Raw genomic sequence first — 24,744 nt, forward strand, 5'->3', positions numbered from 1 at the left:
TCAGTGGTGAGGTGCACGATGGAGACCATGGGTCAGACCTCGCCGGGCCCCTCGCCGGCTTCGGCACTCGATGTGTTCTCCCCCGCTACCCGGGCCTGGTTCACGGGGGCCTTCAGCGCGCCCACGTCCGCCCAGGCCGGGGCCTGGCGTGCGCTAACCGAGGAGTCGGACGCGCTGGTCGTGGCGCCCACCGGCTCCGGCAAGACCCTGGCCGCCTTCCTCGCCTCGCTCGACAGGCTGTCCTCCACTCCCCCGCCCGCGGATCCCATCAAGCGCTGCCGCGTGCTCTATGTCTCACCGCTGAAGGCGCTCGCGGTCGACGTGGAGCGCAATCTGCGCAGCCCGCTGACGGGCATCCGCCAGGAGTCGCTGCGCCTCGGGCTGCCCGAGCCGGACATCAGGGTCGGAATCCGCTCCGGTGACACCCCTGCGGCCGAGCGGCGCTCACTGGCCCGCCGCCCTCCGGACATCATGATCACGACGCCCGAGTCGCTGTTCCTGATGCTCACCTCCGCCGCGCGTGACGCACTCTCCGGTGTCGAGACGGTGATCCTGGACGAGGTGCACGCGGTGGCGGGCACCAAGCGCGGCGCTCATCTCGCCCTGTCCCTGGAGCGGTTGGACGAGCTGCTGGAGCGCCCCGCGCGCCGGATCGGGCTGTCCGCGACGGTCCGTCCCGTGGACGAGGTGGCCCGCTTCCTCTCGCCGCAGCGCAAGGCGACCGTCGTGCAGCCGCCGTCCGGCAAGGAGTTCGACCTGTCGGTGGTGGTGCCCGTCGAGGACATGGGCGAGCTGGGCAGCTCACCCGCGCAGGACAGCGCCGGTGCGGGCGGCGGCAGCGGCCCGGGTGGCGGCGGCAAGCCGTCCATCTGGCCCTCGGTGGAGGAGCGCATCGCCGATCTCGTGCAGGCGCACCGCTCGACGATCGTCTTCGCCAACTCCCGCCGCCTCGCGGAGCGTCTGTGCAACAGGCTCAACGAGATCGCATACGAGCGCGCCACGGGCGAGCCCATGCCCGAGCACCATTCGCCCGCGGAGGTGATGGCCGAGGCCGGGGCGGCGAAGGGCGCCCCTCCCCTGCTGGCCCGCGCGCACCACGGCTCGGTCTCCAAGGACCAGCGTGCCCAGGTGGAGGAGGAGCTGAAGTCGGGCCGGCTGCCCGCCGTGGTCGCCACCTCCAGCCTGGAGCTGGGCATCGACATGGGAGCCGTCGACCTCGTCGTCCAGGTCGAGTCGCCGCCGTCGGTCGCGTCGGGTCTGCAGCGTGTGGGCCGTGCGGGCCATCAGGTCGGTGCCGTCTCGGCCGGTGTGGTCTTCCCCAAGTACCGCGGTGACCTTGTGCAGTCGGCGGTGGTCACGGAGCGGATGCGCGAGGGCGCCATCGAGGCGCTGCGCATCCCGGCCAATCCGCTGGACGTTCTGGCGCAGCAGCTGGTCGCGATGGTCTCCGTCGACACCTGGGACGTGGAGGAGCTGCTGCTTCTGGTGCGCCGCGCGGCGCCGTTCGCCTCCCTTCCCGAGTCGGCGTACCACGCCGTGCTGGACATGCTCGCGGGCCGTTATCCGTCGGACGCCTTCGCCGAGCTGCGGCCGCGGCTGGTGTGGGACAGGGTGGCGCAGACCCTCAGCGGCAGGCCCGGCGCCCAGCGCCTCGCCGTCACCTCCGGGGGCACCATCCCTGACCGGGGCCTGTTCGGAGTCTTCCTCGCCGGTGCCGACCCGAAGAAGGGCGGCGGCCGGGTCGGCGAGCTGGACGAGGAGATGGTCTACGAGTCGCGCGTGGGCGACGTCTTCACGCTGGGCACCACCTCCTGGCGGATCGAGGACATCACCCGCGACCGCGTGCTCGTCACACCTGCTCCGGGCGTTCCGGGGCGGCTGCCCTTCTGGAAGGGCGATCAGCTGGGCCGCCCGCTGGAGTTGGGGCGCGCCCTGGGAGCCTTCCTGCGCGAGGTCGGCTCGCTCGGCGCCGAGGCCGCGCGCGAGCGGCTGTCAGCGGCGGGGCTCGACGACCTGGCGGTCAGCAACCTGCTCACCTATCTCGACGAGCAGCGCAGCGCCTGCGGTCACATCCCCGACGACCGGACGATCGTGGTCGAGCGTTTCCGCGACGAGCTGGGGGACTGGCGGATCGTCGTGCACTCCCCCTTCGGCGCGCAGGTGCACGCACCGTGGGCGCTGGCCCTCGGAGCGCGTCTCACCGAGCGATACGGCATGGACGCCCAGGTCATGCATGCCGACGACGGGCTCGTCCTCCGCCTCCCCGACGCGGATCTGATGGGTCTGGATCTGCTGGAGGAGGCCGCTGCGGGGCAGCCGGGCGGGGGCAGCACGGCCTTCGACGACGGGCAGGCGCCGGTCGGTGTCTCCGACGTCCTCTTCGACGCGGGCGATGTCGAGCAGATCGTCACGGACCAGGTCGGCGGCTCCGCGCTCTTCGCGGCCCGCTTCCGTGAGTGCGCCGCACGTGCGCTCCTGCTGCCGCGCCGCAACCCGGGCAAGCGCACACCCTTGTGGCAGCAGCGTCAGCGGGCCGCCCAACTGCTCCAGGTCGCCTCGGAGTTCGGCTCGTTCCCGATCGTGCTGGAAGCGGTACGGGAATGCCTCCAGGACGTCTTCGACGTGCCGGGCCTGTCGGAGCTGATGGGCGACATCGAGGCACGCCGCGTCCGCGTCGTCGAGGTGACCACCACCGACCCGTCCCCCTTCGCGCGATCCCTGCTCTTCGGCTACGTCGCGCAGTACCTCTACGAGGGCGACTCACCGCTGGCGGAGCGCCGTGCGGCCGCGCTGTCGCTGGACTCCCGGCTGCTCGCGGAGCTGCTGGGCCAGGCGGAGCTGCGCGAACTGCTCGACGCGGAGGTGCTGGCCGATCTGGAGCGCGAGCTGCAGTGGCTCAGCGAGGACCGCCGCGTCAAGGACTCCGAGGGCGTGGCCGACCTCCTCCGGCTGCTGGGCCCGTTGACGCCGGAGGCGCTGCGGGAGCGCGGAGCGGACCCGCGGTGGGCGGAGGAGCTGGAGTCCGCCCGGCGGGCGATCCGCGTACGCATCGCCGGGGAGGAGCACTTCGCCGCCGTGGAGGACGCGGGCCGGCTGCGCGACGCCCTGGGAGCGGCCCTCCCGGTGGGCGTCCCGGAGGCGTTCACCGAGCCGGTCCCGGATCCGCTCGGTGACCTGCTCGCCCGGTACGCCCGTACGCACGGCCCGTTCGTCTCCGCCGACGCAGCGGCACGCTTCGGACTGGGCACCGCCGTCGCGGAGGGCGCCCTGCAGCGGCTCGCGGCATCCGGGCGTCTGGTGCAGGGCGAGTTCCATCCGGCCGGGGTCGGCCAGGAGTGGTGCGACGCGGCAGTGCTGCGCCGGTTGCGCCGCCGCTCGCTCGCGGCGCTGCGCCAGGAGCTGGAGCCGGTGCCGGCTTCCGCGCTGGCGGCGTTCCTGCCGCAGTGGCAGCACGTCTCGGCGCCGGGCGCGGGCAGCGTGCGCGGCATCGACGGACTGATGCGCACGGTCGAGCAGTTGCAGGGCGCGCCGGTGCCTGCCTCGGCCCTGGAGAGGCTGGTGCTGCCGGGCCGTGTGCGTGACTACAGCCCCGGCATGCTCGACGAGCTCACCACCTCCGGCGAGGTCCTCTGGGCCGGTGCGGGTTCGCTGCCGGGCAAGGACGGCTGGCTCTCGCTGTATCCCGCGGACACGGCGGGGCTGCTCCTTCCGCCGCCCCTGCCGCTGGAGCTGACGCCGTTCCACCAGGCCCTGCTGGACGCCCTCGCACCCGGGTACGGGCTGTTCTTCCGTCAGATCGCCGACCAGGTACGTGCCACGTCCGCCCCGGAGGCGACGGACCCTCAACTGGCCGACGCGCTCTGGGACCTGGCCTGGTCCGGCCGCGTCTCCAACGACACGCTGGCTCCGCTGCGGGCGCTGCTCGGCTCGGGCCGTACGGCGGGGTCGACGGCACACCGCGCCAAGCGCGCGGTCCCGCGCGGGCGTTACGGCTCGCTCACCGCCGCCGCCACCCGCAGCGGCACGAATCGCCCGACCGCTTCCCGCAACGGACCCCCGACCGTCGCCGGGCGCTGGTCACTGCTGCCTCCCGCCGAGACGGACGCGACGCACCGGGCGCATGCCCTGGCCCGCACGCTGCTGGACCGGCACGGCATCGTCACCCGGGGTGCGGTGGCGGCGGAGGGTGTGGAGGGCGGCTTCTCTGCCGCCTACCGGGTGCTGGCCGCGTTCGAGGAGAGCGGACAGGCGCGGCGCGGCTATGTCGTGGAGGGCCTCGGCGCGGCCCAGTTCGCGATGGACGGCGCCATCGACAGACTGCGCGCCGTGAACACGGCCCGCGAGCGTGAACAGCACTTCCGCGCCGTGGTCCTGGCCGCAGCCGACCCGGCGAACGCCTACGGGGCGGCCCTCCCCTGGCCCGAGCCCCCGGAGGGTGCGACGCACAAGCCCGGCCGCAAGGCGGGCTCCGTGGTCGTGCTGGTCGACGGCGAGCTCACCCTCTACATGGAGCGGGGCGGCAAGACGCTGCTCGTCTGGCCGGGCACATCCGAGCCGGGCGCAGTCGCCGGCGCCGACATCCTGGACACGGGCGGGGTCCCCGCGCCCGCCACTGCGGCCGAGGCGCTGGCGCGCGCGGCGACGGAGGGCGCCCTCGGCACTGTCACCGTGGAGCGTGTGAACGGAGCGTCCACGCTCTCGTCACCGTTCGGCAGCCTCCTGGAGACGGCGGGCTTCCACGCCACGCCGCGCGGCCTCCGGCTGCGGGCCCGATGACGGAGAACGGCCGGAATCAACCGGCCGTGCTGCGCGGAGAGTCGGCCGACCGGCGGCGGCGCACCGCACTCCCCGCTGCCGCTGCCCCGTTGCAAGGATGAGTCCATGCCCGAAGGAGACACCGTCTGGTACACGGCCCGCCGGCTGCACGAGGCGCTGGCCGGGCAGGCCCTGACGCGTACCGACTTTCGTGTCCCCCGGCTCGCGACGGCGGATCTCACCGGACGACGGACGCTCGAAGCGGCTCCCCGCGGCAAGCACATCCTCATCCGCGTCGAGGGCGGCTTCACGATCCACTCGCATCTCGGCATGGAAGGCGCCTGGCGGGTCAGCACGCCGGAGTATCGGACGCGCGGCGGCAGCGGCCCTGCGCACCAGATCCGTGCGGTCCTGGCGACGTCCTCCGCCACGGCGACCGGCTACCGGCTCCCTGTTCTCGAACTGCTGCGCACCGACGAGGAGTCGGGGGCACTGGGGCACCTGGGGCCGGATCTCCTGGGCCCGGACTGGGACGCGCAGGAGGCCCTGCGCCGCCTGCTGACGGAGCCGGGCCGCCCCCTCGTCGAAGCGCTTCTCGATCAGCGCAATCTCGCCGGCATCGGCAACGTCTACGCCGCCGAACTGTGCTTCCTCGCAGGCAGTTCGCCCTGGACTCCTCTTGGTGAGCTGCCGCCGTCCCGCCTCGAGAAGCTGCTCGCCGCGGCGCGGAATCTTCTCGACGCCAACAAGGAGCGCTTCGACCGCCGTACGACGCAAACCCCCGCCGGTTCCGACCGCGACCGCGCGCTGTGGGTGTACGGCCGGGCCAACCGCCCCTGCCACCGATGCGGCACCACCGTCCGCACGGGCCGGCATGGGCCTGCGGAACGCCCCCGGACTGCCTTCTACTGCCCCCGCTGCCAGCCCGGTCCTCACCCTGGGACGCCGGGACCGCCGGCTTCCGGCCGAGCCTCTCGCTGACCGCCCACACCTCACGCACGGCTCGGAGTCAGTCAGACTCCGCCTCGTGCGGCCGCCCTTGAACTTCCCTGCCCCATCCGGCCGTTCGCCGCTCGGGCCCCTGACGGTACGTCTGCGCGGGGCGCCGCACAGTCCGGCTTGCGGCCTGTTGACGCGGAGTCCCGAGCGTCACATGGACGGGTATCAGGCCCAGCCCCCAGCCGAGCACCGCCGCCATCGCCGCCGCCGGTGGAGCACCGGGCGCCATGAGCGGCCACACCAGCCACCCGCCGGCCGCCACGGTCCCTGCCGTCAGGGCCCGACGCATGGGCAGCCACCGTATGGAACCCGTCATCTCCGCACCTCCCGGGCACGTCCGATGCTGGTCACGCTCAGCCCATCGTCACGCACCCGGTGCGACCGCGCGACAGCAGAGCGGCATCGGTGCCTACGGCTGCGGAACAGCGCCCGCCGGCGGCCGTGCGGCGCTTACACCGGCGCCCGTCACGGCACAGCGAGAGGCCCCGCCGGACGAACCGGCGGGGCCTCTCGGCGAACTCTCGTGCTGTCCGTGCGGGGCGCGTCAGGCCGCGACGACGTCGACGGCCTCCGCGGGCGCCTTGATCGTGACGCGCTCCTCCGGAACTCCTGTGACGGAAGTCACGGAGACCGGGTTGAGGACAGTGCGCCGCATCGGGGCGGGCACGGTCTCGCTCGCAGCGGATTCGGCCAGCTCCGCGAGTGCCAGCTCATCGCTGACTTCCCGCATGAGCTCGGACATCCGCACATCCAGCGCGTCGCAGATCGAGGACAGCAGTTCGGAGGAAGCTTCCTTCTGACCGCGCTCTACCTCGGAGAGATACCCGAGCGAAACCCGGGCAGATGAAGAGACTTCGCGCAGGGTACGGCCCTGGCGCTGGCGCTGCCGACGCAGCACGTCACCCAGCAGGCGACGGAGCAGAATCATCGGTGCTCCTCCCTCTCAACGCGCGGCGTCTTCCACAGCTTGATACCCACCACCCCATCGGGCGTGAATCCTTCAGGCTCCACCGTACCGCCTCGGGCTGCACCCGTGCGGGGAGCGATGTCGTGTTCACTCAGGGCTGCAAACAACCATTCCCCCCGTCATGTTCCTTATCCTTCCTCCGCGCATTCCCGGCCAGTTCGTCGCGCAGCAACCCCAGTGCCCCCGTCACGCTCCGCCTGCGGATCTCCGCCCGGTCACCGTCGAAGCTGAGCGCCCGGCAGGTCGTCCCGCCGTGCGGGCCCACCACGGCGGTGAAGACCGTGCCGACGGGCTTGCCGTCCTGCTGATCCGGGCCGGCGACCCCCGTCGTGGACAGTCCCCAGGAGGCGCCCAGTGCCGCTCTCACGCCCTCGGCCATGGCGCGGGCCACGTCCTCGTCGACGGCGCCCCGCTCCGCCAGCAGCGCCCCGTCGACGCCCAGCAGATCCCTCTTCAGATCGGTCGCGTACGCGGTGACCGAACCGCGGAAGGCCCGCGAGGAACCGGGTGCCGCAGTGATCTCGGCGGCCACCATCCCTCCCGTCAGCGACTCGGCGACAGCCACCGTCTCGCCGCGTTCCACCAGCAGCTCCAGCACATGCGCGGCCACGTCGAAGAATTCCTCTTCGCGGTCCTCGGGCGGTGGGATGTCGCTCACGACCCCTCCGGTCCGGCCGCCTCCGCGGCTCGCGCTTCCCGCTCCCGGGCACGCCCTGCCCTGCGCAGCAGGATCGCCTGCCGTACGTAGTCGAGCCCGGTCACGACCGTCAGCACGACGGCGACCGCCATCACCCACCAGCGCAGCGTGGCGAGCGGCCCGGTCAGCGCCAGCACGTACATGCCCACGGCGACGCCCTGCGCCAGGGTCTTGAGCTTGCCGCCCCTGCTGGCGGGGATCACACCGTGCCGGATGACCCAGAAGCGCAGCGCCGTGATGCCCAGCTCACGGAAGAGGATCACGCCGGTGACCCACCAGGGCAGGTCGTCCAGCACGGAGAGGCAGGCCAGAGCGGCGCCCATGATCGCCTTGTCGGCAATGGGATCCGCGATCTTGCCGAAGTCGGTGACGAGGTCGTAGCGGCGGGCCAGTTCCCCGTCGAAGAGGTCCGTGATCATGGCGACGGTGAAGGCGGCCCAGGCGAACGAGCGCCAGGCGGGGTCGTGCCCGCCGTGCCACATCATCAGCGTCACGAATCCGGGGACGAGCAGCAGCCGCACCATCGTGAGGATGTTGGCGATGTTCCACAGGCTCACCCTGCGCACCGCGCCCGCGGCAGCACCGGGCAGGGGCTCGTACTGGGGCTTGTGCTGGGGTTTGGCCATCGCACCACCACTCGCCGCGGAGGCCGGGACTCCTGTCATCCGCCGGCCTCCTTGCTGCCTCCGCCGCCCTCGTCGCCCCCCTCGGCACCGCTGTGCAGAGGCTCCGCAACCAGGTCCACGCCTTCCGTGGCGACCACTTTCGCCTCGACCATACGTCCGATCGCGGAGCCTCGTAGCGGTGCGGGACCTCCTCTCAGCAGCACGTGCCCGTCCGTTTCCGGCGCCTGGTGCGCGGCACGGCCGACGAGCACGGTCCCTTCGACGTCGTGGGCGTCTCGGTCCTGGTCGTCCTCATCGCTCTCGACGGCCTCGACGAGCACGCGCACGGTCTCCCCGAGCCGCTCCTCGGCACGCTGCGCCGTCAGCTCCTCCGCGAGCCGGGAGACACGCTCGAGGCGTTCCGCGACAACGTCGGGGGCGTTCTTGTCTTCGTAGCCCGCCGCCTCCGTCCCGTCCTCGTCGGAGTATCCGAAGACTCCGATGGCATCCAGGCGGGCCCCGGTGAGGAAACGCTCCAGCTCGGCGACGTCGGCCTCGCTCTCGCCGGGGAATCCCACGATGAAGTTCGAACGGACGCCCGCCTCCGGAGACTTGGATCTGATCGTGTCCAGCAGTCCGAGGAAGCGGTCGGTGTCGCCGAAACGCCTCATCGCCCGCAGCACGCCCGGGGCGGAGTGCTGGAAGGACAGGTCGAAGTACGGGGCGACCTTGTCCGTCTGCGTCAGTACGTCGATCAGATCGGGGCGCATCTCGGCCGGCTGGAGGTAGCTGACCCGGATGCGTTCGATGCCCTCGACCGCGGCCAGTTCGGGCAGCAGCGTCTCCAGGAGCCGGATGTCGCCCAGGTCCTTGCCGTAGGAGGTGTTGTTCTCGGAGACGAGCATGACCTCGCGCACGCCCTGCTCGGCCAGCCAGCGCGTCTCGCCCAGTACGTCCGAGGGCCGCCGGGAGATGAAGGAGCCGCGGAAGGACGGGATCGCGCAGAACGAGCACCGCCGGTCGCAGCCGGAAGCCAGCTTCACGGACGCGACGGGGCTGCCGTCCAGCCGTCGCCGCAGGGGCGCCCGGGGCCCGGAGGCCGGAGCAACACCCTCCGGGAGGTCGGCGGGCGCTGCCGTCACCTGGTCTCCGTGGCCGGGCAGCGCGACCCCGGCGGCGTCCTGCCGCTCGGCGGGGCTGATGGGCAGGAGCTTGCGGCGATCGCGGGGGGTGTGCGGGGCGTGCACGCCTCCGCCGAGGATGGTCTGCAGCCGGTCGGAGATGTCGGCGTAGTCGTCGAAGCCGAGCACGCCGTCGGCCTCGGGCAGTGCCTCCGCGAGCTCCTTGCCGTACCGCTCGGCCATGCAGCCCACGGCCACCACGGCCTTGGTGCGGCTGCCGCCGTCCGAACCCGCGCCGGACTTCAGGTCGTTGGCCTCGAGGAGTGCGTCGACGGAGTCCTTCTTGGCGGCCTCGACGAAGCCACAGGTGTTGACCACTGCGACGTCGGCCTGCGCGGCCTCTTCGACGAGGTCCCAGCCGTCCGCCGCCAAGCGGCCTGCGAGCTCTTCGGAGTCGACTTCGTTGCGTGCGCATCCAAGCGTGACAAGGGCGACGGTGCGGCGTTCGGGCATGGACTCAGCGTACTTCGTCGCGTTCCGCCCACCGGCCGCAGGTGATGCTGCGACTGATGGGCGGAACGCGCTCGGGCCGGGTCCTCGTGCCGTCGCGACGCGGTGCCCAGGTCAGGGCGCTGCCCAAGTCAGCCTGCCTCGGGGTCACCCCGCGTGTAGCTGACGCGCTGGACCTGGCCGTCCTCGCCGACGTCCTTGACTTCCTTGCCGTTGACGTACAGCTTCACGCCGCCGGCATTGCCGAGGACGAGGCTGAGGCGCTTGTCGTCGGTGAAGACCTTGCTCTTGCTCTTCTTCAGCACACCCTCGTGCATCAGCCGGCCGTTGTGGTCCCGCGCGGAGATCCACACGTCCTGCTCCGCGGTCATCTGCACCGTGACCTTGTCCGCGGGGGCCGCGGCGATGGCGCTGTCGGATGCCTCGGGGCTGTCGGACGGCTTCTGGTCCTCGGGAACGGAGGTCTCCGGAGGCCTGGAGGGAGTGGCGGTGTCCGTGGGCTCCGACGAGGGCGTCTCCTTCGCCTTGGAGGGCTGCTGCTCACCGCCGCCTCCGACGAGGGTGAAGCCGACGAAACCGACGACCGCGACGATCGCGGCGACCATGGCGGCAGTCCAGTTGGGCCTGCGCCGCTCCGGCCTGATGCGTTCGGCCTCGAAGAGCGCGGCGGGCGGGGTCGGCTGGGGACGTCCACCGTGATCCCCGTCGTACTGCGCGACGAGCTCTTCGGGATCCAGTCCGACTGCGCGCGCCAGGGTCCGGACATGCCCGCGGGCGTAGACGTCACCACCGCAGCGGGAGAAGTCATCCGCCTCGATGGCCTGCACGATGGGGACGCGCACTCTCGTAGACGTACTGACTTCGTCCACAGTCAGCCGTGCTTCGTTGCGTGCTTGCTGGAGGGCTTGACCGACCGATGGACGGTCCTCTTCCGCTGCGTTGCCGATGGACACGGGGGCGCCTTTCGAGCGTGTAGCCACCTGCTGGACGTTCAGTCTAGGGGCGGGGCAAAAGAGCGGGGCAAGCGGGCGGACGAACTTTGTACGCCATCAGGATTGTCGTACCGCCTGACTTCGGACACTTCCGCACACTCCCGTCTCCCAACTTGACGTATACGCCGGGGAAACGGTTGCCTCACTCGTCCTTACGGGTGAGACTCCCCGCGGATCACGGCCAGCACACCATCAAGTTCATCAGGCTTGATCAAAACATCCCGCGCCTTGGATCCCTCGCTGGGCCCGACCACGCCACGCGACTCCATCAGATCCATCAGCCGCCCGGCCTTGGCGAAGCCCACACGCAGCTTCCTCTGCAGCATCGACGTCGAACCGAACTGGGTCGAGACGACAAGTTCGGCCGCCTGGCAGAGGAGGTCCAGATCGTCGCCGATCTCCTCGTCGATCTCCTTCTTCTTGCTCTGCCCGACGACGACGTCGTCCCGGAAGACGGGGGACATCTGAGCCTTGCAGTGCTCGACGATCCCGTGGATCTCGTCCTCGCCGACCCAGGCCCCCTGCATGCGCACCGGCTTGTTCGCGCCCATGGGCAGGAACAACCCGTCGCCCTTGCCGATCAGCTTCTCCGCACCGGCCTGGTCGAGGATCACACGGCTGTCGGCGAGGGACGAAGTGGAAAAGCCCAGCCGGGAGGGCACGTTGGCCTTGATCAGGCCGGTGACGACGTCGACGGACGGACGTTGCGTCGCCAGCACCAGGTGGATGCCCGCCGCACGCGCGAGCTGCGTGATCCGAACGATCGCGTCCTCGACGTCGCGCGGGGCCACCATCATCAGGTCGGCCAGCTCGTCGACGATGACCAGGAGGTACGGGTACGGCGCCAGCTCCCGCTCGCTGCCCTCCGGCGCCGTCGCCTTGCCGCTGCGCACGGCCGCGTTGAAGTCGTCGATGTGCCGGTACCCGTAAGCCGCCAGGTCGTCGTAGCGCAGATCCATCTCGCGCACGACCCACTGCAGGGCCTCCGCGGCCTTCTTGGGGTTGGTGATGATGGGCGTGATGAGGTGCGGAATGCCTTCGTAGGCGGTCAGTTCGACCCGCTTGGGGTCGACGAGGACCATCCGCACGTCCTCCGGGGTGGCACGGGCCAGCACGGAGGTGATCAGACAGTTGATGCACGAGGACTTGCCGGAACCGGTCGCTCCCGCGATCAGTATGTGCGGCATGCGGGCGAGATTGGCCGAGACGTAGCCCCCTTCGACGTCCTTGCCGAGGCCCACGAGCATCGGGTGCTCCTCGCCCGCCGCCTCGGCGGAGCGCAGCACGTCACCGAGATTCACCATCTCCCGGTCGCTGTTGGGGATCTCGATGCCGACCGCGGACTTGCCCGGGATGGGGCTGATGATGCGCACATCCGGGCTTGCCACGGCGTAGGCGATGTTCTTCGTCAGTGCCGTGATCTTCTCGACCTTCACGGCCGGACCGAGTTCGATCACGTACCGGGTGACGGTCGGGCCGCGGGTGAAGCCGGTGACCGCGGCATCCACCTTGAACTCGCTGAAGACGTTCGTCAGGGACTCCACCACGCGGTCGTTGGCGGCACTGCGCGTGCGGCCCGGCCCGCCCCGCTCCAGGAGGTCGAGGGAGGGCAGCGAGTACGTGATGTCGCCGGAGAGCTGGAGCTGTTCGGCGCGCGGCGGCAGCCCCTCCGGGTCCTTGCGGGCGGAGGACTTCGTCAGATCGGGTACCGGTGTGTCCTCACGCCGGCCCGCGCCGGTCTCGTCGCGCTCGCGACGCGCGCCACTCTCGGACTCGTTCTCAGTGCCGAAAGTCTTGTTCCGCTCGCCGGAGGAGACACCGTTGCTCAGGTCGGCGACGAGCTGCGAGGGCTGCACGCCGTGCAGCAGCGCCCCGTCGAGCGAGGCCGCCGCGCCCGCGGCGACGTCGAACGACTCGTCCGACTGGCCGGCGCCCGCGGCCGCGCCGCTGCGGCGGGCACGGCCCTTGCGCGAGGAGCGGCGCTCATCGAGGGCTTCCTTCTCCGCCTGCGCCGGATCGAGGTACTCCTTGCGCATGCTGTGCGCACGTCCCCGCGCCGGGCGGCGCTCCACGTCGGCCTCGTCGTCCTCGAACTCCCTTGGCCCGGCAGGCGGGTCCGCGAGGCCCAGCCGCACGGCCAGCGCACGCATCCTCCGCGGGATCGCGTTGACGGGCGTGGCGGTGACGACCAGCAGACCGAACACGGCGACCAGGACGAGCAGCGGCACGGCAAGCGATCCGCCGACCGTCTCGATCAGGGGCCGCGACGAGGCCCAGCCGATGAGGCCCCCCGAGTCCTGGATGGCGCTCTCGCCCGCGCCACGCCCGGGCGCGCCGCAGGCGATGTGCACGAGCCCGAGCCCGCCCACCACGAGCGCCGAAAGTCCCACGACGATACGGCCGTTGGCCTCCGGCTTCTCCGGGTGCCGGATGAGGCGTACGGCGATGACACCGAGGAGCACCGGCACGAGCAGATCGAGCCGGCCGAACGCCCCCGTGATGAGCATCTTGACGAGCTCGCCGACGCTGCCCTTGAGGTTGGACCAGGTGCCCGCGGCGATGACCAGAGCGATGCCGACGAGCAGCAGGGCCAGCCCGTCCTTGCGGTGGGCCGGGTCGAGCCCCTTGGTGCTGCGCCCTATGCCGCGCAGGAGCGCACCGAGGGTGTGCGCGACACCGAGCCAGCAGGCCCGCACCAGCCGGTAGATACCGCCGGTGGGCGACGGAGCCGGCTTGGGTGCCGCTTTGGCTTTCGCCTTGGCGGGAGGCTTACGGGCAGCTGCCTTCTTGGCGGTGGCCTTCTTCGCCGGCGCCTTCTTTGCGGCAGCCTTCTTCGCGGGTGCTTTCTTGGCTGCCTTTCCGGAGCCTGACGTACGAGAGGCCATGGTGGTGAGGTTACCGTCGTCGGGCCTCCGGGGCACGAACGGCTGTGCAGTGCCTGCGTGCTGACAGGGGCGGGCTCGCCACCCCTGTCCCAGGGCGGACTCATGACGGTGCGTCAGGAGATCGTGCGGCGGATGGGGCTACCGAGCGGCGGCCCTGGCCGGGGCCCTCGGTCCGGCCGGTCAGTTCTGCGAGGGCACCTGGGCCGTGGCGCTGCCGCCCGCGCCGGGTTCCAGGGCGTCAAGTGCCCGGCGCAGCCCGGTGATTTTGCGTTCGAGGTGCGCGGCCGTTGCGACGGTGGCCGACTCCGCGCTGTCGCCCAGCTGCTTTGACAGAGCTTCGGCCTGTTCCTCCACGGCGGCGAGGCGCGTGGACAGCTCGGTCAGCAGTCCATGGGGCTCGGCGCCCTCCTCGGTCTCGGCGCTCTCCGGCGCCGCCTGGCCGGAGGAGCCGCTGCCGTTCTCCAACTGACGCCGCAGCAGTGACGCCTGCTCACGCAGCTGGACGTTCTTCATGTAGAGCTCGACGAACACGGAGACCTTGGCGCGCAGCACCCACGGGTCGAACGGCTTGGAGATGTAGTCGACCGCGCCCGCCGCGTATCCCCGGAAGGTGTGGTGCGGGCCGTGGTTGATGGCCGTCAGGAAGATGATCGGGATGTCCCGCGTGCGCTCCCGGCGCTTGATGTGGGCAGCCGTCTCGAAGCCGTCCATGCCGGGCATCTGCACATCGAGCAGGATGACCGCGAAGTCGTCCGTCAGCAGCGCCTTGAGCGCTTCCTCCCCTGACGATGCCCGCACCAGCGTCTGATCGAGCGCGGAGAGAATGGCCTCCAGCGCCAGCAGATTCTCCGGCCGGTCATCGACCAAGAGGATCTTGGCCTTCTGCACCATGGCCCGTCCTCCTCGCCCCGGCAGTCCGTCGGACGCCGCCCCTGGGGGCCGCTCATCGACAGCGCCGCCCGTCCTTGTGCGGGTCATCGTAGCCGCACGCCGGTGTTCGCCACACCCTGTCACCGTGATGTCACTGTGCACACAACAAAAACGCCTCAGGGGACCAAAAGGTTCCCGGTTGACCGCACTTCCACACGTCTTCGACACACTCTGTCAGCGGTCGACTGCTACGAGCACCGTGCCACATCAGCGCCCGCTCATCCACTCCTGCATGACAGACAGCAGATGATCCGTATCCACTGGTTTGGTGACGTAGTCGGACGCTCCGGCCTCGATGCTCTTCTCCCGGTCGCCCTTCATCGCCTTGGCCGTCAGCGCGATGATCGGCAGCCCGGCGAACTGCGGCATCTTGCGGATCGCGGCAGTCGTCGCGTAGCCGTCCATCTCGGGCATCATGATGTCCATCAGCACGACGGTCACGTCGTCGTGCTGCTCCAGGACCTCGATCCCCTCGCGGCCGTTCTCCGCGTAGAGCACCTGGAGTCCGTGCTGCTCGAGGACGCTCGTGAGCGCGAAGACATTCCGGATGTCGTCGTCGACGATGAGCACCTTCTCGCCGCCGAAGTCGCCGCCGGGGCCCGGCTCGACGAGGTCCTGCCCGCTGTGCAGCCAGGCATCGTCCTTCGCGCCCTGTGACCCCGCGGAGGCGGCTTCCGTCCCGTTCCCCCCGCCGGCTGGGGCGCCCGAGCCGTTGCCGCCGAGCTGAGCCCTCCGGCCGCCGCGGCCGTTCTGGAGCGCGCGGGGCTCCGGCTGCGCCTCCGGGGGCAGTTCCGGCTGCTGCTCGGGCTCAGCGGCGTTGCGCTGCCTGCGGCGCCGTACGAGAGAGGCGGCGGCCCGTTCCGCTTCCGAGGCGGCGAGGTCGCTCGCGGACAGCTCCTGACCCTCGGCGGACCCAGCTTCGGCGTCCCGTCCCTCGGCAGCCGACTCCTCCGCGTCCTCCTCGACCCGCTCCCGCGGAGCGATGCGTTCGGCGGCGGCGGCCCCGGTCTCCGCGGCGGCGGTGACGGCGAGAGTGCCCGAGCCGAGCTGGGCGTACCCCTGCGGCGGCAGCTCCGTCGGATGCAGCGGTAGGTACAGCGTGAAGGTGGAGCCCCGCCCGGGCTCACTGGCGGCGTAGATCTCACCGCCGAGCAGCCGGGCGATCTCACGGCTGATGGACAGGCCCAGGCCCGTACCGCCGTACTTGCGGCTCGTCGTGCCGTCCGCCTGTTTGAACGCCTCGAAGATCACGCGCATCTTGCTGGCGGCGATCCCGATGCCGGTGTCCGTCACCGAGAACGCGATCATCTCCGCCTCGGCGTCCAGCAGCGACCCGTGCTCCAGCATCTGCTCCCGGATCACGTCGGGAACGTCCGCCTGCGCCGAGCGGATCACCAGCTCGACGGCGCCGGTGTCCGTGAACTTCACCGCGTTGGACAGCAGGTTGCGCAGCACCTGAAGCAATCGCTGCTCGTCGGTGTGCAGCGTGGCGGGCAGCTCCGGCGAGACGCGTACGGAGAAGTCCAGCCCCTTCTCGGCCGTGAGCGGCCGGAACGTGGCCTCCACGTAGTCGACGAGCTGGACGAGCGCGATGCGCGTGGGGCTGACGTCCATCTTGCCCGCCTCGACCTTGGACAGGTCGAGGATGTCGTTGATCAGCTGCAGCAGGTCGGATCCCGCTCCGTGGATCGTCTCCGCGAACTCGACCTGCTTCGGGGAGAGATTGCTCTCCGCGTTGTCGGCGAGCAGTTTCGCGAGGATGAGCAGCGAGTTGAGCGGAGTGCGCAGCTCGTGGCTCATGTTCGCCAGGAACTCCGACTTGTAGCGCATCGATACGGACAGCTGCTCGGCACGCTCCTCCAGGACCTGCCGCGCTTCCTCGATCTCCCTGTTCTTGATCTCGATGTCGCTGTTGGTCTGGGCGAGCTGCTCCGCCTTCTCCTCGAGCTGCGCGTTCGACTCCTGCAGCGCACGCTGCCGGTTCTCCAGCTCCTCGGAGCGGTCCCGCAGCTGTTCGGTCAGCTCCTGCGACTGCTGGAGCAGGACCTCGGTCTTCGTGTTGACGCTGATGGTGTTGACGCTCGTGGCGATCATTTCAGCGATCTGGTTGAGGAAGTCCTTCTGGATCTGCGCGAAGGGCTGGAACGTCGCCAGCTCGATCACGCCGAGGATCGTTCCCTCGAAGACGACGGGCAGCACGATGACGTGCGCCGGCGGTGCCTCTCCGAGTCCGGAGGAGATCTTCAGATAGCCGGGCGGCGCGTTCTCGACGAGGATCGTGCGTGCCTCCTGCGCGGCCGTCCCGACCAGGGATTCGCCGGGCGTGAAGGTCGTCGGCATGGTCTCCGTCGAGTAGCCGTAGCTGCCGACCAGCCGGAGCTCGTAGTTGCCGTCCGCACTGTGGTCCGCTCCGATGCCGACGTCCTCCCGGTCCTCGCCGGTGGAGAAGGCGAGGTAGAAGGCGCCGTGCTGCGCGGAGACGACCGGCGTGAGCTCGCTCATGATCAGACCGGCGACGTCCTTGAGGTCGCGGCGGCCCTGCATGAGGCCGGAGATGCGGGCGAGGTTTCCCTTCAGCCAGTCCTGCTCCTGGTTGGCGAGCGTGGTCTCGCGGAGGTTGGCGATCATGGTGTTGATGTAGCCCTGCAGCTGCAGGATCTCGCCCGCCGCCTCCACGTCGATGCGCACGTTGTGGTCGCCGCGCGTCACCGCGGTGGCGACGTCGGCGATCGCACGCATCTGGCGGGTCAGGTTGGAGGCCATCTCGTTCACCGAGTCGGTCAGGTCCTTCCACGTGCCCGCGACGCCGCGCACGCGTGCCTGACCGCCCAACTGCCCCTCTGTGCCCACCTCGCGGGCCACCCGGGTCACCTGCTCCGCGAAGGAGGACAGCTGGTCGACCATCGTGTTGATGGTCGTCTTCAGCTCCAGGATCTCGCCGTTGGCCTCGATGTCGATCTTCTTCGTCAGGTCACCGCGCGCGATGGCGGTGGTGACCATCGCGATGTTGCGGACCTGGCCGGTGAGGTTGGAGGCCATCGAGTTCACCGACTCGGTGAGGTCCTTCCACGTGCCGGCGACACCGGCCACCCGCGCCTGGCCGCCCAGAACACCGTCCGTACCGACCTCGCGGGCCACCCTGGTGACCTCTTCGGCGAACGTGGAGAGCGCCGTCACCATCGTGTTGAGGGTGTCCGCGAGCTGCTCGACCTCACCACTGGCCTCGACGGTGACCTTCTTCGTCAGGTCACCGTTGGCGACCGCGGTGGCGACCTGCGAGATGTTGCGGACCTGACTCGTCAAGTTGTTCGCCATCAGGTTGACGTTCTCGCTCAGGTCCTTCCAGATGCCCGTGACGCCCGGCACCCGCGCCTGACCGCCCAGCATGCCCTCGGTGCCCACCTCACGGGCCACGCGCGTGACCTGCTCCGCGAACGAGGACAGCTGGTCGACCATCGTGTTCACGGTCGTCACCAGCGCGAGGATCTCGCCCTTGGCGTCGACGGTGATCTTCTTGGACAGGTCGCCCTGCGCGACGGCAGTGGTCACCTCTGCGATGTTCCGCACCTGGGAAGTCAGGTTGTTCGCCATGAAGTTGACGGACTGGGTGAGGTCCTTCCACGTCCCGGAGACGCCCTTGACCTCCGCCTGACCGCCCAGGATGCCCTCGGTGCCCACCTCGCGGGCCACCCGCGTGACCTGCTCGGCGAACGAAGAGAGCTGATCCACCATGGTGTTGAGGGTGTTCTTCAGCTCAAGGATCTCCCCGCGCGCGTCCACGGTGATCTTCTGCGAGAGGTCACCACGGGCGACCGCGGTCGCCACCTGCGCGATGTTGCGCACCTGGTCCGTGAGGTTTCCGGCCATGCCGTTCACCGAGTCGGTGAGATCGCGCCAGACGCCCGCGACGCCGGGCACCTGCGCCTGACCGCCGAGCCGTCCTTCGGTACCGACCTCGCGGGCCACCCGCGTGACCTGCTCCGCGAACGAAGAGAGCTGGTCGACCATCGTGTTGATGGTGTTCTTCAGCTCAAGGATCTCCCCGCGGGCGTCGACCTCGATCTTCTGCGACAGATCACCGCGGGCGACGGCCGTGGTCACCTGGGCGATGTTCCGCACCTGCGAAGTCAGGTTGCCCGCCATGAAGTTGACGGAGTCCGTGAGGTCCTTCCACGTCCCGGAGACACCGTCGACGCGGGCCTGGCCACCGAGGCGGCCCTCCGTACCCACGTCCCTGGCCATCCTCGTGACCTGCTCGGCGAAGGAAGACAGCTGGTCCACCATCGTGTTGACGGTGTTCTTCAGCTCCAGCATCTCGCCGGACACGTCCACCGCGACCTTCTGTGACAGGTCGCCGTTCGCCACCGCCGTCGTCACCTGAGCGATGTTGCGGACCTGCCCGGTGAGGTTGCGGAAGGCCGTGTTCACCGAGTCGGTGAGGTCCTTCCAGGTGCCGCCGGCGCCGGGCACCTGCGCCTGACCGCCCAGTTCGCCCTCGACGCCGATCTCCCGTGCGACGCGGGTCACTTCGGCACCGAACGAGGAGAGCTGGTCGACCATCGTGTTCACCGTGGTCTTCAGCTCCAGCATCTCGCCGGAGACGTCCACGGTCACCTTCTGCGACAGGTCACCGTTCGCCACCGCCGTCGTCACCTGAGCGATGTCCCTGACCTGCGCGGTGAGGTTGCGGAAAGCCGTGTTCACCGAGTCGGTGAGGTCCTTCCAGATCCCGGCGGCACCGGGCACCTGCGCCTGACCGCCGAGGACGCCCTCGGTGCCGACTTCGTTCGCCGCACGGGTCACCTCGTCCGCGAAGGTACGGAGCGTCTCCGTCATCGTGTTGATGGTCTCGGCGAGCTGGGCGACCTCGCCCCGCGCGTTCACCGTGATCTTCTGCGAAAGGTCGCCGTTCGCGACGGCCGTCGTCACCTGCGCGATCTCGCGCACCTGGGAGGTGAGATTGCCCGCCATGAGGTTGACGGAGTCGGTGAGGTCCTTCCATACGCCCGCCACTCCCTGCACACGGGCCTGGCCTCCGAGCTCACCCTCCGTGCCCACCTCGCGGGCGACTCTCGTCACCTCGGACTGGAAGGAGGAGAGCTGGTCCACCATCGTGTTGACGGTGTTCTTCAACTCCAGCATCTCACCGGCCACATGGACGGTGACCTTGCGTGACAGATCACCCTTCGCGACAGCGGTCGTGACGAGAGCAATGTCACGCACTTGAGCGGTCAGCCGGGACGCCATCGTGTTGACGGAATCCGTCAGATCCTTCCAGGAACCGGACATACCGCGCACACGCGCCTGGCCGCCCAGCTTGCCCTCGGTGCCGACCTCGCTTGCGACGCGCGTCACTTCGTCCGTGAATGCCGACAATTGGTCGACGAGCCCGTTGACGGTACGCCCGACCTTGAGGAACTCCCCGCGCAGCGGCCGCCCGCTGCCGTCGGCGCCGCGGGAGCGCAGATCCATCCGCTGCTCCAGGTCACCCTCGGCCACCGCTGTCAGCACCCTGCCGACCTCGGATACGGGCCTGACCAGGTCCTCCACCAGGGCGTTTGACGCGTCGATCGCCGCGGCCCACGAGCCCTCGCAGGTGCCCGTCTCGAGCCGTTCCGTCAGCTTGCCCTCGCGGCCCACGACCCGCCGTACGCGGGCCAGCTCACCGGTCAGATGGAGGTTCTGGTCGGCGACCTCGTTGAAGACCGCCGCGATCTCTGCCATCGGCCCGTCGCCGGTGACGGTGAGGCGCTTGCGGAAGTTGCCGTCCCGCATGGCCGTCAGCGCCTGCAACAGCCGGTTCACGGCTGCCGCGTCGACCTCGATCGTCCCGCTCTTCCGGGAGCGGCTGCTCTTCGCGCGCGCACTCTTGCCACGCACCGCTGCGCCAGACTCCACCGTGTCCCTCCCGAAGGGTCGACCGTCCTGCCGTCATACCCGGGCTTCTGCTTCGAGCCTTCCCAGTGTTTCACCCTGCCCGAACCAGGCGATAACAGTTCGGCAGCATGGCACACGGCTCTCCACAGACCCCGGACGGAAAACACACTGGATCCGGCACCCGCGCACACTGCGAACGTAAGTAACCTGGCTTCCGGCTGTCCATCCGTCCCGTGTTGCGGACAGAGCGCGAAAAGTGCGGATCGTGTGGAAGAACACGAAGAATGCGGGACGGCTGCGAGAACATGAAAGGCAACGGAGGGGCGCTGCGGGTGACGCAAGAACAGAGCGCCGAGCGCGGGGGCATGCCCGCGGACGGCGACGTGGGTCTCCCGGCCGGCGGTAATGGGAACAGCCCGGCAGACGGCAGCGTGAGTGCACCCGCCATCGCGGCGCAGCACACCCCGCGGGGCGCGGACGGCGCACCCGCGGGAAGCGATCAGCGATACAAGGGGAGACGAGTGATCACCGCGAGGGCAGCGGCCACGTTCGAGCCTGTCGGACGTTCCGTCGCGACCGCTCGCGCCTTCGTGCGGGACACCCTCCAGGGCTGGGGGCTCGGCGACATCGTCGACGACGCCGTCGTCCTGACCAGCGAACTCGTCACCAATGCCGTGGTGCACGCGGGCACGGCCGCCGAAGTGGTGTGCCTGCGCGACGGGGACGGCGTACGCATCGAGGTCGTCGACCGCTACCCGGAGCGGGAGCTGCCGCTCCAGGACCCGGCCCACGTCCTGGGCAGCCCGGACCGGGAGGGCGGCCGGGGGCTGCTGCTGTGCGCGGCTCTGGCCTCCCACTGGGGCGTCGACTACACGGCCGCCGACAAGCGCGTCTGGTTCAGCCTCGACCTGCCGGAACGCCCCGTCGGCACCCGTGCCGCCGGCCCGGCACTGCCCGACGACGCGCTTCCCGTCGCCGATACCCGCGTACGGGTCGCTGTCGTGCAGGTCGACCGCGGCGGAGCCATCGCCGCCTGGAACGAGGACGCGCAGCAGCTCTTCGGGTACCCCGCCGAGCAGGTCATCGGCAAGCCGCTCACCGACTTCGCCGCATGGCCGCACACCCCCGGCACCAGCACGGGCATCGCCGAGGCGCTGCACCTCTCCCGCTGGGAGGGCTCGTACGGGCTCCGGGACGCCGACGGCCGTACGATCCCCGTCTACGCCTCCCACCTGCGCGTGCGCGACAGCGACGGAGATCCGTCCACCGTGTGCCTGCTCGTACGGGACCACGAACGTGCCATTCTTCAGTCCCCGTTGCGCTCCCCCGTGACGGACTCCACCGGCCGCCAGGAAACCGGGGACGGCCCGGCTGACCCCTTCGAAATCTTCATCGGTTCTCCCGCTCCCGACGATCTCGACGGGCTGCTTCAGCGGACTGTGGAACGCGCACGCGACATGCTCGACGGCGACTCCGCCTATCTCCTCCTCGCCACGGACGACGAGACCGAACTCGAGGTTCGGGCCTCCACCGGCCTGCCCTCCGCGCGCCAGCGCTTCGCCCGCGTACCCGTGGAGGCGGGCACAGGTCGGTACGGGTCGGCCCGCATGCCTTCCGTGCACGAGGACCTCACCGTCGTACCGGGGGCGGTCCCGCTGCTGGCCGGCACGGGCATGCGTTCCGTCGTCACAGTCCCGCTCAAGGTCGAGGGCCGGCTGACCGGTTCGCTGGGCGTCGCCACGGAATCGCCGGGCCGGTACACCAACGAGGAGGCGCTCCGGCTCCAGTTCGCCGCCGATCGCATCGCGCTCGCCGTCGAACGCGCCCGCCTCACCGAACTGGAGCGCCTGCGCCGCGGCTCGCTCTCCTTCCTCGTCGAGGCGTCCGACCTCCTGGCGGGCACGCTCGACCGGGACCAGACGCTGGCGCTCATGGCGCAGATGACGGTGCCCACTCTGGCGGCATGGTGCGCCGTCTACACGGTGGCCGAGCCCGGCTCGGACCCGCAGCTGTCGTACGTCCTGCATGAGGACGAGGACCGCATCGACCACCTCAAGTCGCTGCTCAGCAAGGTCGATCCGCCGGATCCCGTGCCCGCCCCCGGAGCCCGCGTGTGGAGCGCACCGTCCGACGAGGCGCACTCGGCGGCGCTGCGCAGTTCGCTGCGCACGGTGGTGCTGGGCGAGGAGGAACACCATCTGTCTCCCGGCTCGACACGGGCCACGGCGTCGGCAGTCGGTGGCGAAACGGTCGTTCTGCCCCTCGTCGCACGCAACCGCGTCATCGGCATGCTCACTCTCGGCAAGCCGGCCGACGAACGCTTCCGGCAGGAGATCCTCGAACTCGCCGAGGACCTCTCCCGCCGTGCAGCACTGGCCCTCGACAACGCGAGGCTCTACTCGGAGCGCACGGCCATCAGCCAGTCGCTGCAGCGCAGCCTCCTTCCGCCCGAACTCCCGGAAGTCAGCGGCGGAGTCGAGGTCGAGGTCATCTACCGCGCGGCGGGCGAGGGCAACGAGGTCGGCGGCGACTTCTACGACCTGTTCGACATCTCCGAGGACACCTACGGCTTCGCGATCGGCGACGTGTGCGGCACCGGCCCGGAGGCGGCAGCGGTCACGGGCCTCGCCAGACATGCCCTCCGCCTCCTCGCACGCGAAGGCCTCGGCGGCCCGGCGGTGCTGGACAGGCTCAACACTGCAATCCTCGACGAGGGCGCACGCAGCCGCTTCCTGACTCTGCTCTATGGCGAGTTGCGGCCGCAGCGCGACGGAAGCGCCGAACTCAAGGTCGTCTGCGCCGGGCATCCGCTCCCGCTGCGGCTGCGCCAGGACGGCAGTGTGGAACCGGCCGCGGACCCGCAGCCGCTCCTCGGCGTCATGGACGACCTCGAACTGTACGAGCAGACCGTCTTCCTCGACCCGGGCGACGTGCTGCTCTGCGTCACGGACGGCGTGACCGAACGCCGCGAGGGCACCCGCATGCTCGGGGACGACGGCCTCGCCGACGTACTGACCAGCTGCACAGGGCTGACGGCGGGCGCCGTGGCCGCGCGCATCATGCGCGCCGTCGAACGCTTCGCCAGCGCTGCTCCCTCGGACGACATGGCCATCCTCGCCATGCGCGTGCCCGAGTAGCCACAGCCGCCGCACAGGCACCCCACACGGCAAAAAGAAAGAGGCTCCCGTCCAATGACGGGAGCCTCTTCGAATTACTCGCTCAGAGCCCCAAAACGGAATCGAACCGTTGACCTTCTCCTTACCATGGAGACGCTCTGCCGACTGAGCTATTGGGGCGCGCGGCAGCGGCGCCGATCTTACCCGATGCGGAACGCAGCTCCGAACACCTGCGCCCACAGCGGCAACTGCCGTGCGCCGTCTCCTGGTTCGCGGACCTGCGGTCTTCAGCAGGCCGCATCCATCAGCAGCCCGCCGAGGCCGTTGCACGCGGAGACCAGCCGGTGGAGTTCGCGCTTGGTCATCGACGTCTCCATGGGAAGCGCGAGCGTCTCGTCCGCAGCGCGCTCCGATTCGGGCAGCCACACGTCGGTACGGAACTCCGCCGTACGGTGCGCCGGATTCTTCACCGGTACGTAGCAGGCCACCCCGCGCGCCCGGAGCGCGCGCTTGAAGGCGTCCCGGTCGGGCCGCCCGTTGCCGGGCACGCGCACCACGTACTCCGTGAACTCGTGCTGCACCCCGAGAGCGACGGTCGGTATCACCACGCCGCGCAGTCGACGCTCCAGATAGTCGGCGAACTGCCGGCGGCGTGCACCGTCGACCGAGATCACGGAAGGGCCGTTGTCAGGTTCCACGACCCGGAGACCGCGCCGCTGCGCCACCTCGTGCAAGCACACCATGTCAGCGGGGTGGCCGAAGAGATGCACGGGCGCTATGGCGACCGTGCGGTCGGTGAGAGCCGCCTCGACGGACGACGGGGACAGACAGAAGCTGAGCGGATCAATGTCCGCGAACACGGGCCTGGCTCCTACGGCACGTACGGCGCCCGCCACTTCGGCGCCGCCGAAGGCCGGCACCACAACGTCGTCGCCGGTACGTATGCCGGCGGCCGTCATCTCTGTCGCGCTCATGACGCCGATGGTGCGGGCGGAAAATGAACTCCTGGTGACAGCACGAATAAGGGCTGTGGTTTCCGAACCCAACAGTTCGGAAACCACAGCCCCTTTTCAAAAGGAGTTCGGCGGTGACCTACTCTCCCACACGCTCCCGCATGCAGTACCATCGGCGCTGTAAGGCTTAGCTTCCGGGTTCGGAAAGTAACCGGGCGTTTCCCTCACGCTATGACCACCGAAACACACCCCCCGGCACAACGGCCGGGGAAAACTCATGTGTGTCAGCGCACTCTTCAATTAAAACCAGCTGAACAACATGGGGTTGTTGTTTCAG

The 24,744-nt window shown here is 70.1% G+C and carries 12 protein-coding genes, 1 tRNA gene and 1 rRNA gene; 3 read left to right on the forward strand and 11 right to left on the reverse strand.

The window, feature by feature from the left end:
- The first annotated feature begins 18 nt into the window (after positions 1 to 18).
- Together G4Z16_RS07235 and G4Z16_RS07240 are read left to right on the forward strand one after the other, a co-directional pair.
- Complete coding sequence (locus G4Z16_RS07235) at positions 19 to 4,776, forward strand: Lhr family ATP-dependent helicase (RefSeq protein ID WP_197349887.1); 4,758 nt, start codon at positions 19 to 21, stop codon at positions 4,774 to 4,776.
- A gap of 105 nt (positions 4,777 to 4,881) precedes the next feature.
- A complete protein-coding gene (locus G4Z16_RS07240) occupies positions 4,882 to 5,736 on the forward strand; it encodes an Fpg/Nei family DNA glycosylase (RefSeq protein ID WP_197349889.1) in 855 nt (284 codons plus the stop codon).
- A gap of 562 nt (positions 5,737 to 6,298) precedes the next feature.
- On the opposite strand, the gene G4Z16_RS07245 is transcribed toward G4Z16_RS07240, so the two are convergent.
- The 8 genes from G4Z16_RS07245 to G4Z16_RS07280 form a co-directional block, all read right to left on the reverse strand.
- Complete coding sequence (locus G4Z16_RS07245) at positions 6,299 to 6,682, reverse strand: helix-turn-helix domain-containing protein (RefSeq protein WP_169135730.1); 384 nt, start codon at positions 6,680 to 6,682, stop codon at positions 6,299 to 6,301.
- A 130-nt stretch (positions 6,683 to 6,812) separates the two neighbouring features.
- The gene (locus tag G4Z16_RS07250) at positions 6,813 to 7,370 is read right to left on the reverse strand and encodes a CinA family protein (RefSeq protein WP_425508149.1); all 558 of its coding nucleotides are present in this window, start codon (positions 7,368 to 7,370) and stop codon (positions 6,813 to 6,815) included.
- A 5-nt stretch (positions 7,371 to 7,375) separates the two neighbouring features.
- The gene (pgsA, locus tag G4Z16_RS07255; RefSeq protein WP_197349891.1) at positions 7,376 to 8,083 is read right to left on the reverse strand and encodes a CDP-diacylglycerol--glycerol-3-phosphate 3-phosphatidyltransferase; all 708 of its coding nucleotides are present in this window, start codon (positions 8,081 to 8,083) and stop codon (positions 7,376 to 7,378) included.
- Positions 8,080 to 9,657, reverse strand: coding sequence for a 30S ribosomal protein S12 methylthiotransferase RimO (gene rimO, locus G4Z16_RS07260; protein WP_197349893.1), 1,578 nt, complete (start codon positions 9,655 to 9,657; stop codon positions 8,080 to 8,082). The genes pgsA and rimO overlap by 4 nt, the downstream gene beginning before the upstream one ends.
- Before the next feature lie 128 nt (positions 9,658 to 9,785).
- Positions 9,786 to 10,607: a helix-turn-helix domain-containing protein gene (locus tag G4Z16_RS07265; protein WP_197349895.1), complete on the reverse strand. Its 822-nt coding sequence runs from the start codon at positions 10,605 to 10,607 to the stop codon at positions 9,786 to 9,788.
- A 191-nt stretch (positions 10,608 to 10,798) separates the two neighbouring features.
- Complete coding sequence (locus tag G4Z16_RS07270) at positions 10,799 to 13,531, reverse strand: FtsK/SpoIIIE family DNA translocase (protein ID WP_197349897.1); 2,733 nt, start codon at positions 13,529 to 13,531, stop codon at positions 10,799 to 10,801.
- A 180-nt stretch (positions 13,532 to 13,711) separates the two neighbouring features.
- Positions 13,712 to 14,422 (reverse strand): response regulator, encoded by a 711-nt coding sequence (locus G4Z16_RS07275; RefSeq protein WP_197349899.1) that lies wholly within the window; start codon positions 14,420 to 14,422, stop codon positions 13,712 to 13,714.
- A gap of 246 nt (positions 14,423 to 14,668) precedes the next feature.
- Positions 14,669 to 20,359 carry a HAMP domain-containing protein gene (locus G4Z16_RS07280; RefSeq protein WP_197349901.1) on the reverse strand — a complete coding sequence of 1,897 codons (5,691 nt, stop codon included), beginning with the start codon at positions 20,357 to 20,359 and terminating at the stop codon, positions 14,669 to 14,671.
- A 500-nt stretch (positions 20,360 to 20,859) separates the two neighbouring features.
- On the opposite strand from G4Z16_RS07280, the gene G4Z16_RS07285 reads away from it, so the two are divergent.
- On the forward strand, positions 20,860 to 23,475 hold the full coding sequence (locus G4Z16_RS07285) for a SpoIIE family protein phosphatase (protein ID WP_246531235.1): 2,616 nt from the start codon (positions 20,860 to 20,862) through the stop codon (positions 23,473 to 23,475).
- Positions 23,476 to 23,561: 86 nt separating this feature from the next.
- On the opposite strand, the gene G4Z16_RS07290 is transcribed toward G4Z16_RS07285, so the two are convergent.
- The 3 genes from G4Z16_RS07290 to rrf form a co-directional block, all read right to left on the reverse strand.
- Positions 23,562 to 23,634 (reverse strand) — tRNA-Thr (locus tag G4Z16_RS07290).
- A 107-nt stretch (positions 23,635 to 23,741) separates the two neighbouring features.
- Positions 23,742 to 24,428, reverse strand: coding sequence for a DegT/DnrJ/EryC1/StrS family aminotransferase (locus G4Z16_RS07295; RefSeq protein ID WP_197349903.1), 687 nt, complete (start codon positions 24,426 to 24,428; stop codon positions 23,742 to 23,744).
- A gap of 105 nt (positions 24,429 to 24,533) precedes the next feature.
- Positions 24,534 to 24,650 (reverse strand): 5S ribosomal RNA (gene rrf, locus G4Z16_RS07300).
- Positions 24,651 to 24,744 lie beyond the last annotated feature (94 nt).

It is taken from the genome of Streptomyces bathyalis, assembly GCF_015910445.1.
In the GTDB taxonomy this organism is placed as follows: domain Bacteria; phylum Actinomycetota; class Actinomycetes; order Streptomycetales; family Streptomycetaceae; genus Streptomyces; species Streptomyces bathyalis.

What these genes read in the sequence shown, in the direction of transcription:
- G4Z16_RS07235 (WP_197349887.1), top strand. Translation starts at nt 19, where the DNA reads ATGGAGACCATGGGTCAGACCTCGCCGGGCCCCTCGCCGGCTTCGGCA.
- G4Z16_RS07240 (WP_197349889.1), top strand. Translation starts at nt 4,882, where the DNA reads ATGCCCGAAGGAGACACCGTCTGGTACACGGCCCGCCGGCTGCACGAG.
- G4Z16_RS07245 (WP_169135730.1), bottom strand. Translation starts at nt 6,682, where the DNA reads ATGATTCTGCTCCGTCGCCTGCTGGGTGACGTGCTGCGTCGGCAGCGC.
- pgsA (WP_197349891.1), bottom strand. Translation starts at nt 8,083, where the DNA reads ATGACAGGAGTCCCGGCCTCCGCGGCGAGTGGTGGTGCGATGGCCAAA.
- rimO (WP_197349893.1), bottom strand. Translation starts at nt 9,657, where the DNA reads ATGCCCGAACGCCGCACCGTCGCCCTTGTCACGCTTGGATGCGCACGC.
- G4Z16_RS07270 (WP_197349897.1), bottom strand. Translation starts at nt 13,531, where the DNA reads ATGGCCTCTCGTACGTCAGGCTCCGGAAAGGCAGCCAAGAAAGCACCC.
- G4Z16_RS07275 (WP_197349899.1), bottom strand. Translation starts at nt 14,422, where the DNA reads ATGGTGCAGAAGGCCAAGATCCTCTTGGTCGATGACCGGCCGGAGAAT.
- G4Z16_RS07295 (WP_197349903.1), bottom strand. Translation starts at nt 24,428, where the DNA reads ATGAGCGCGACAGAGATGACGGCCGCCGGCATACGTACCGGCGACGAC.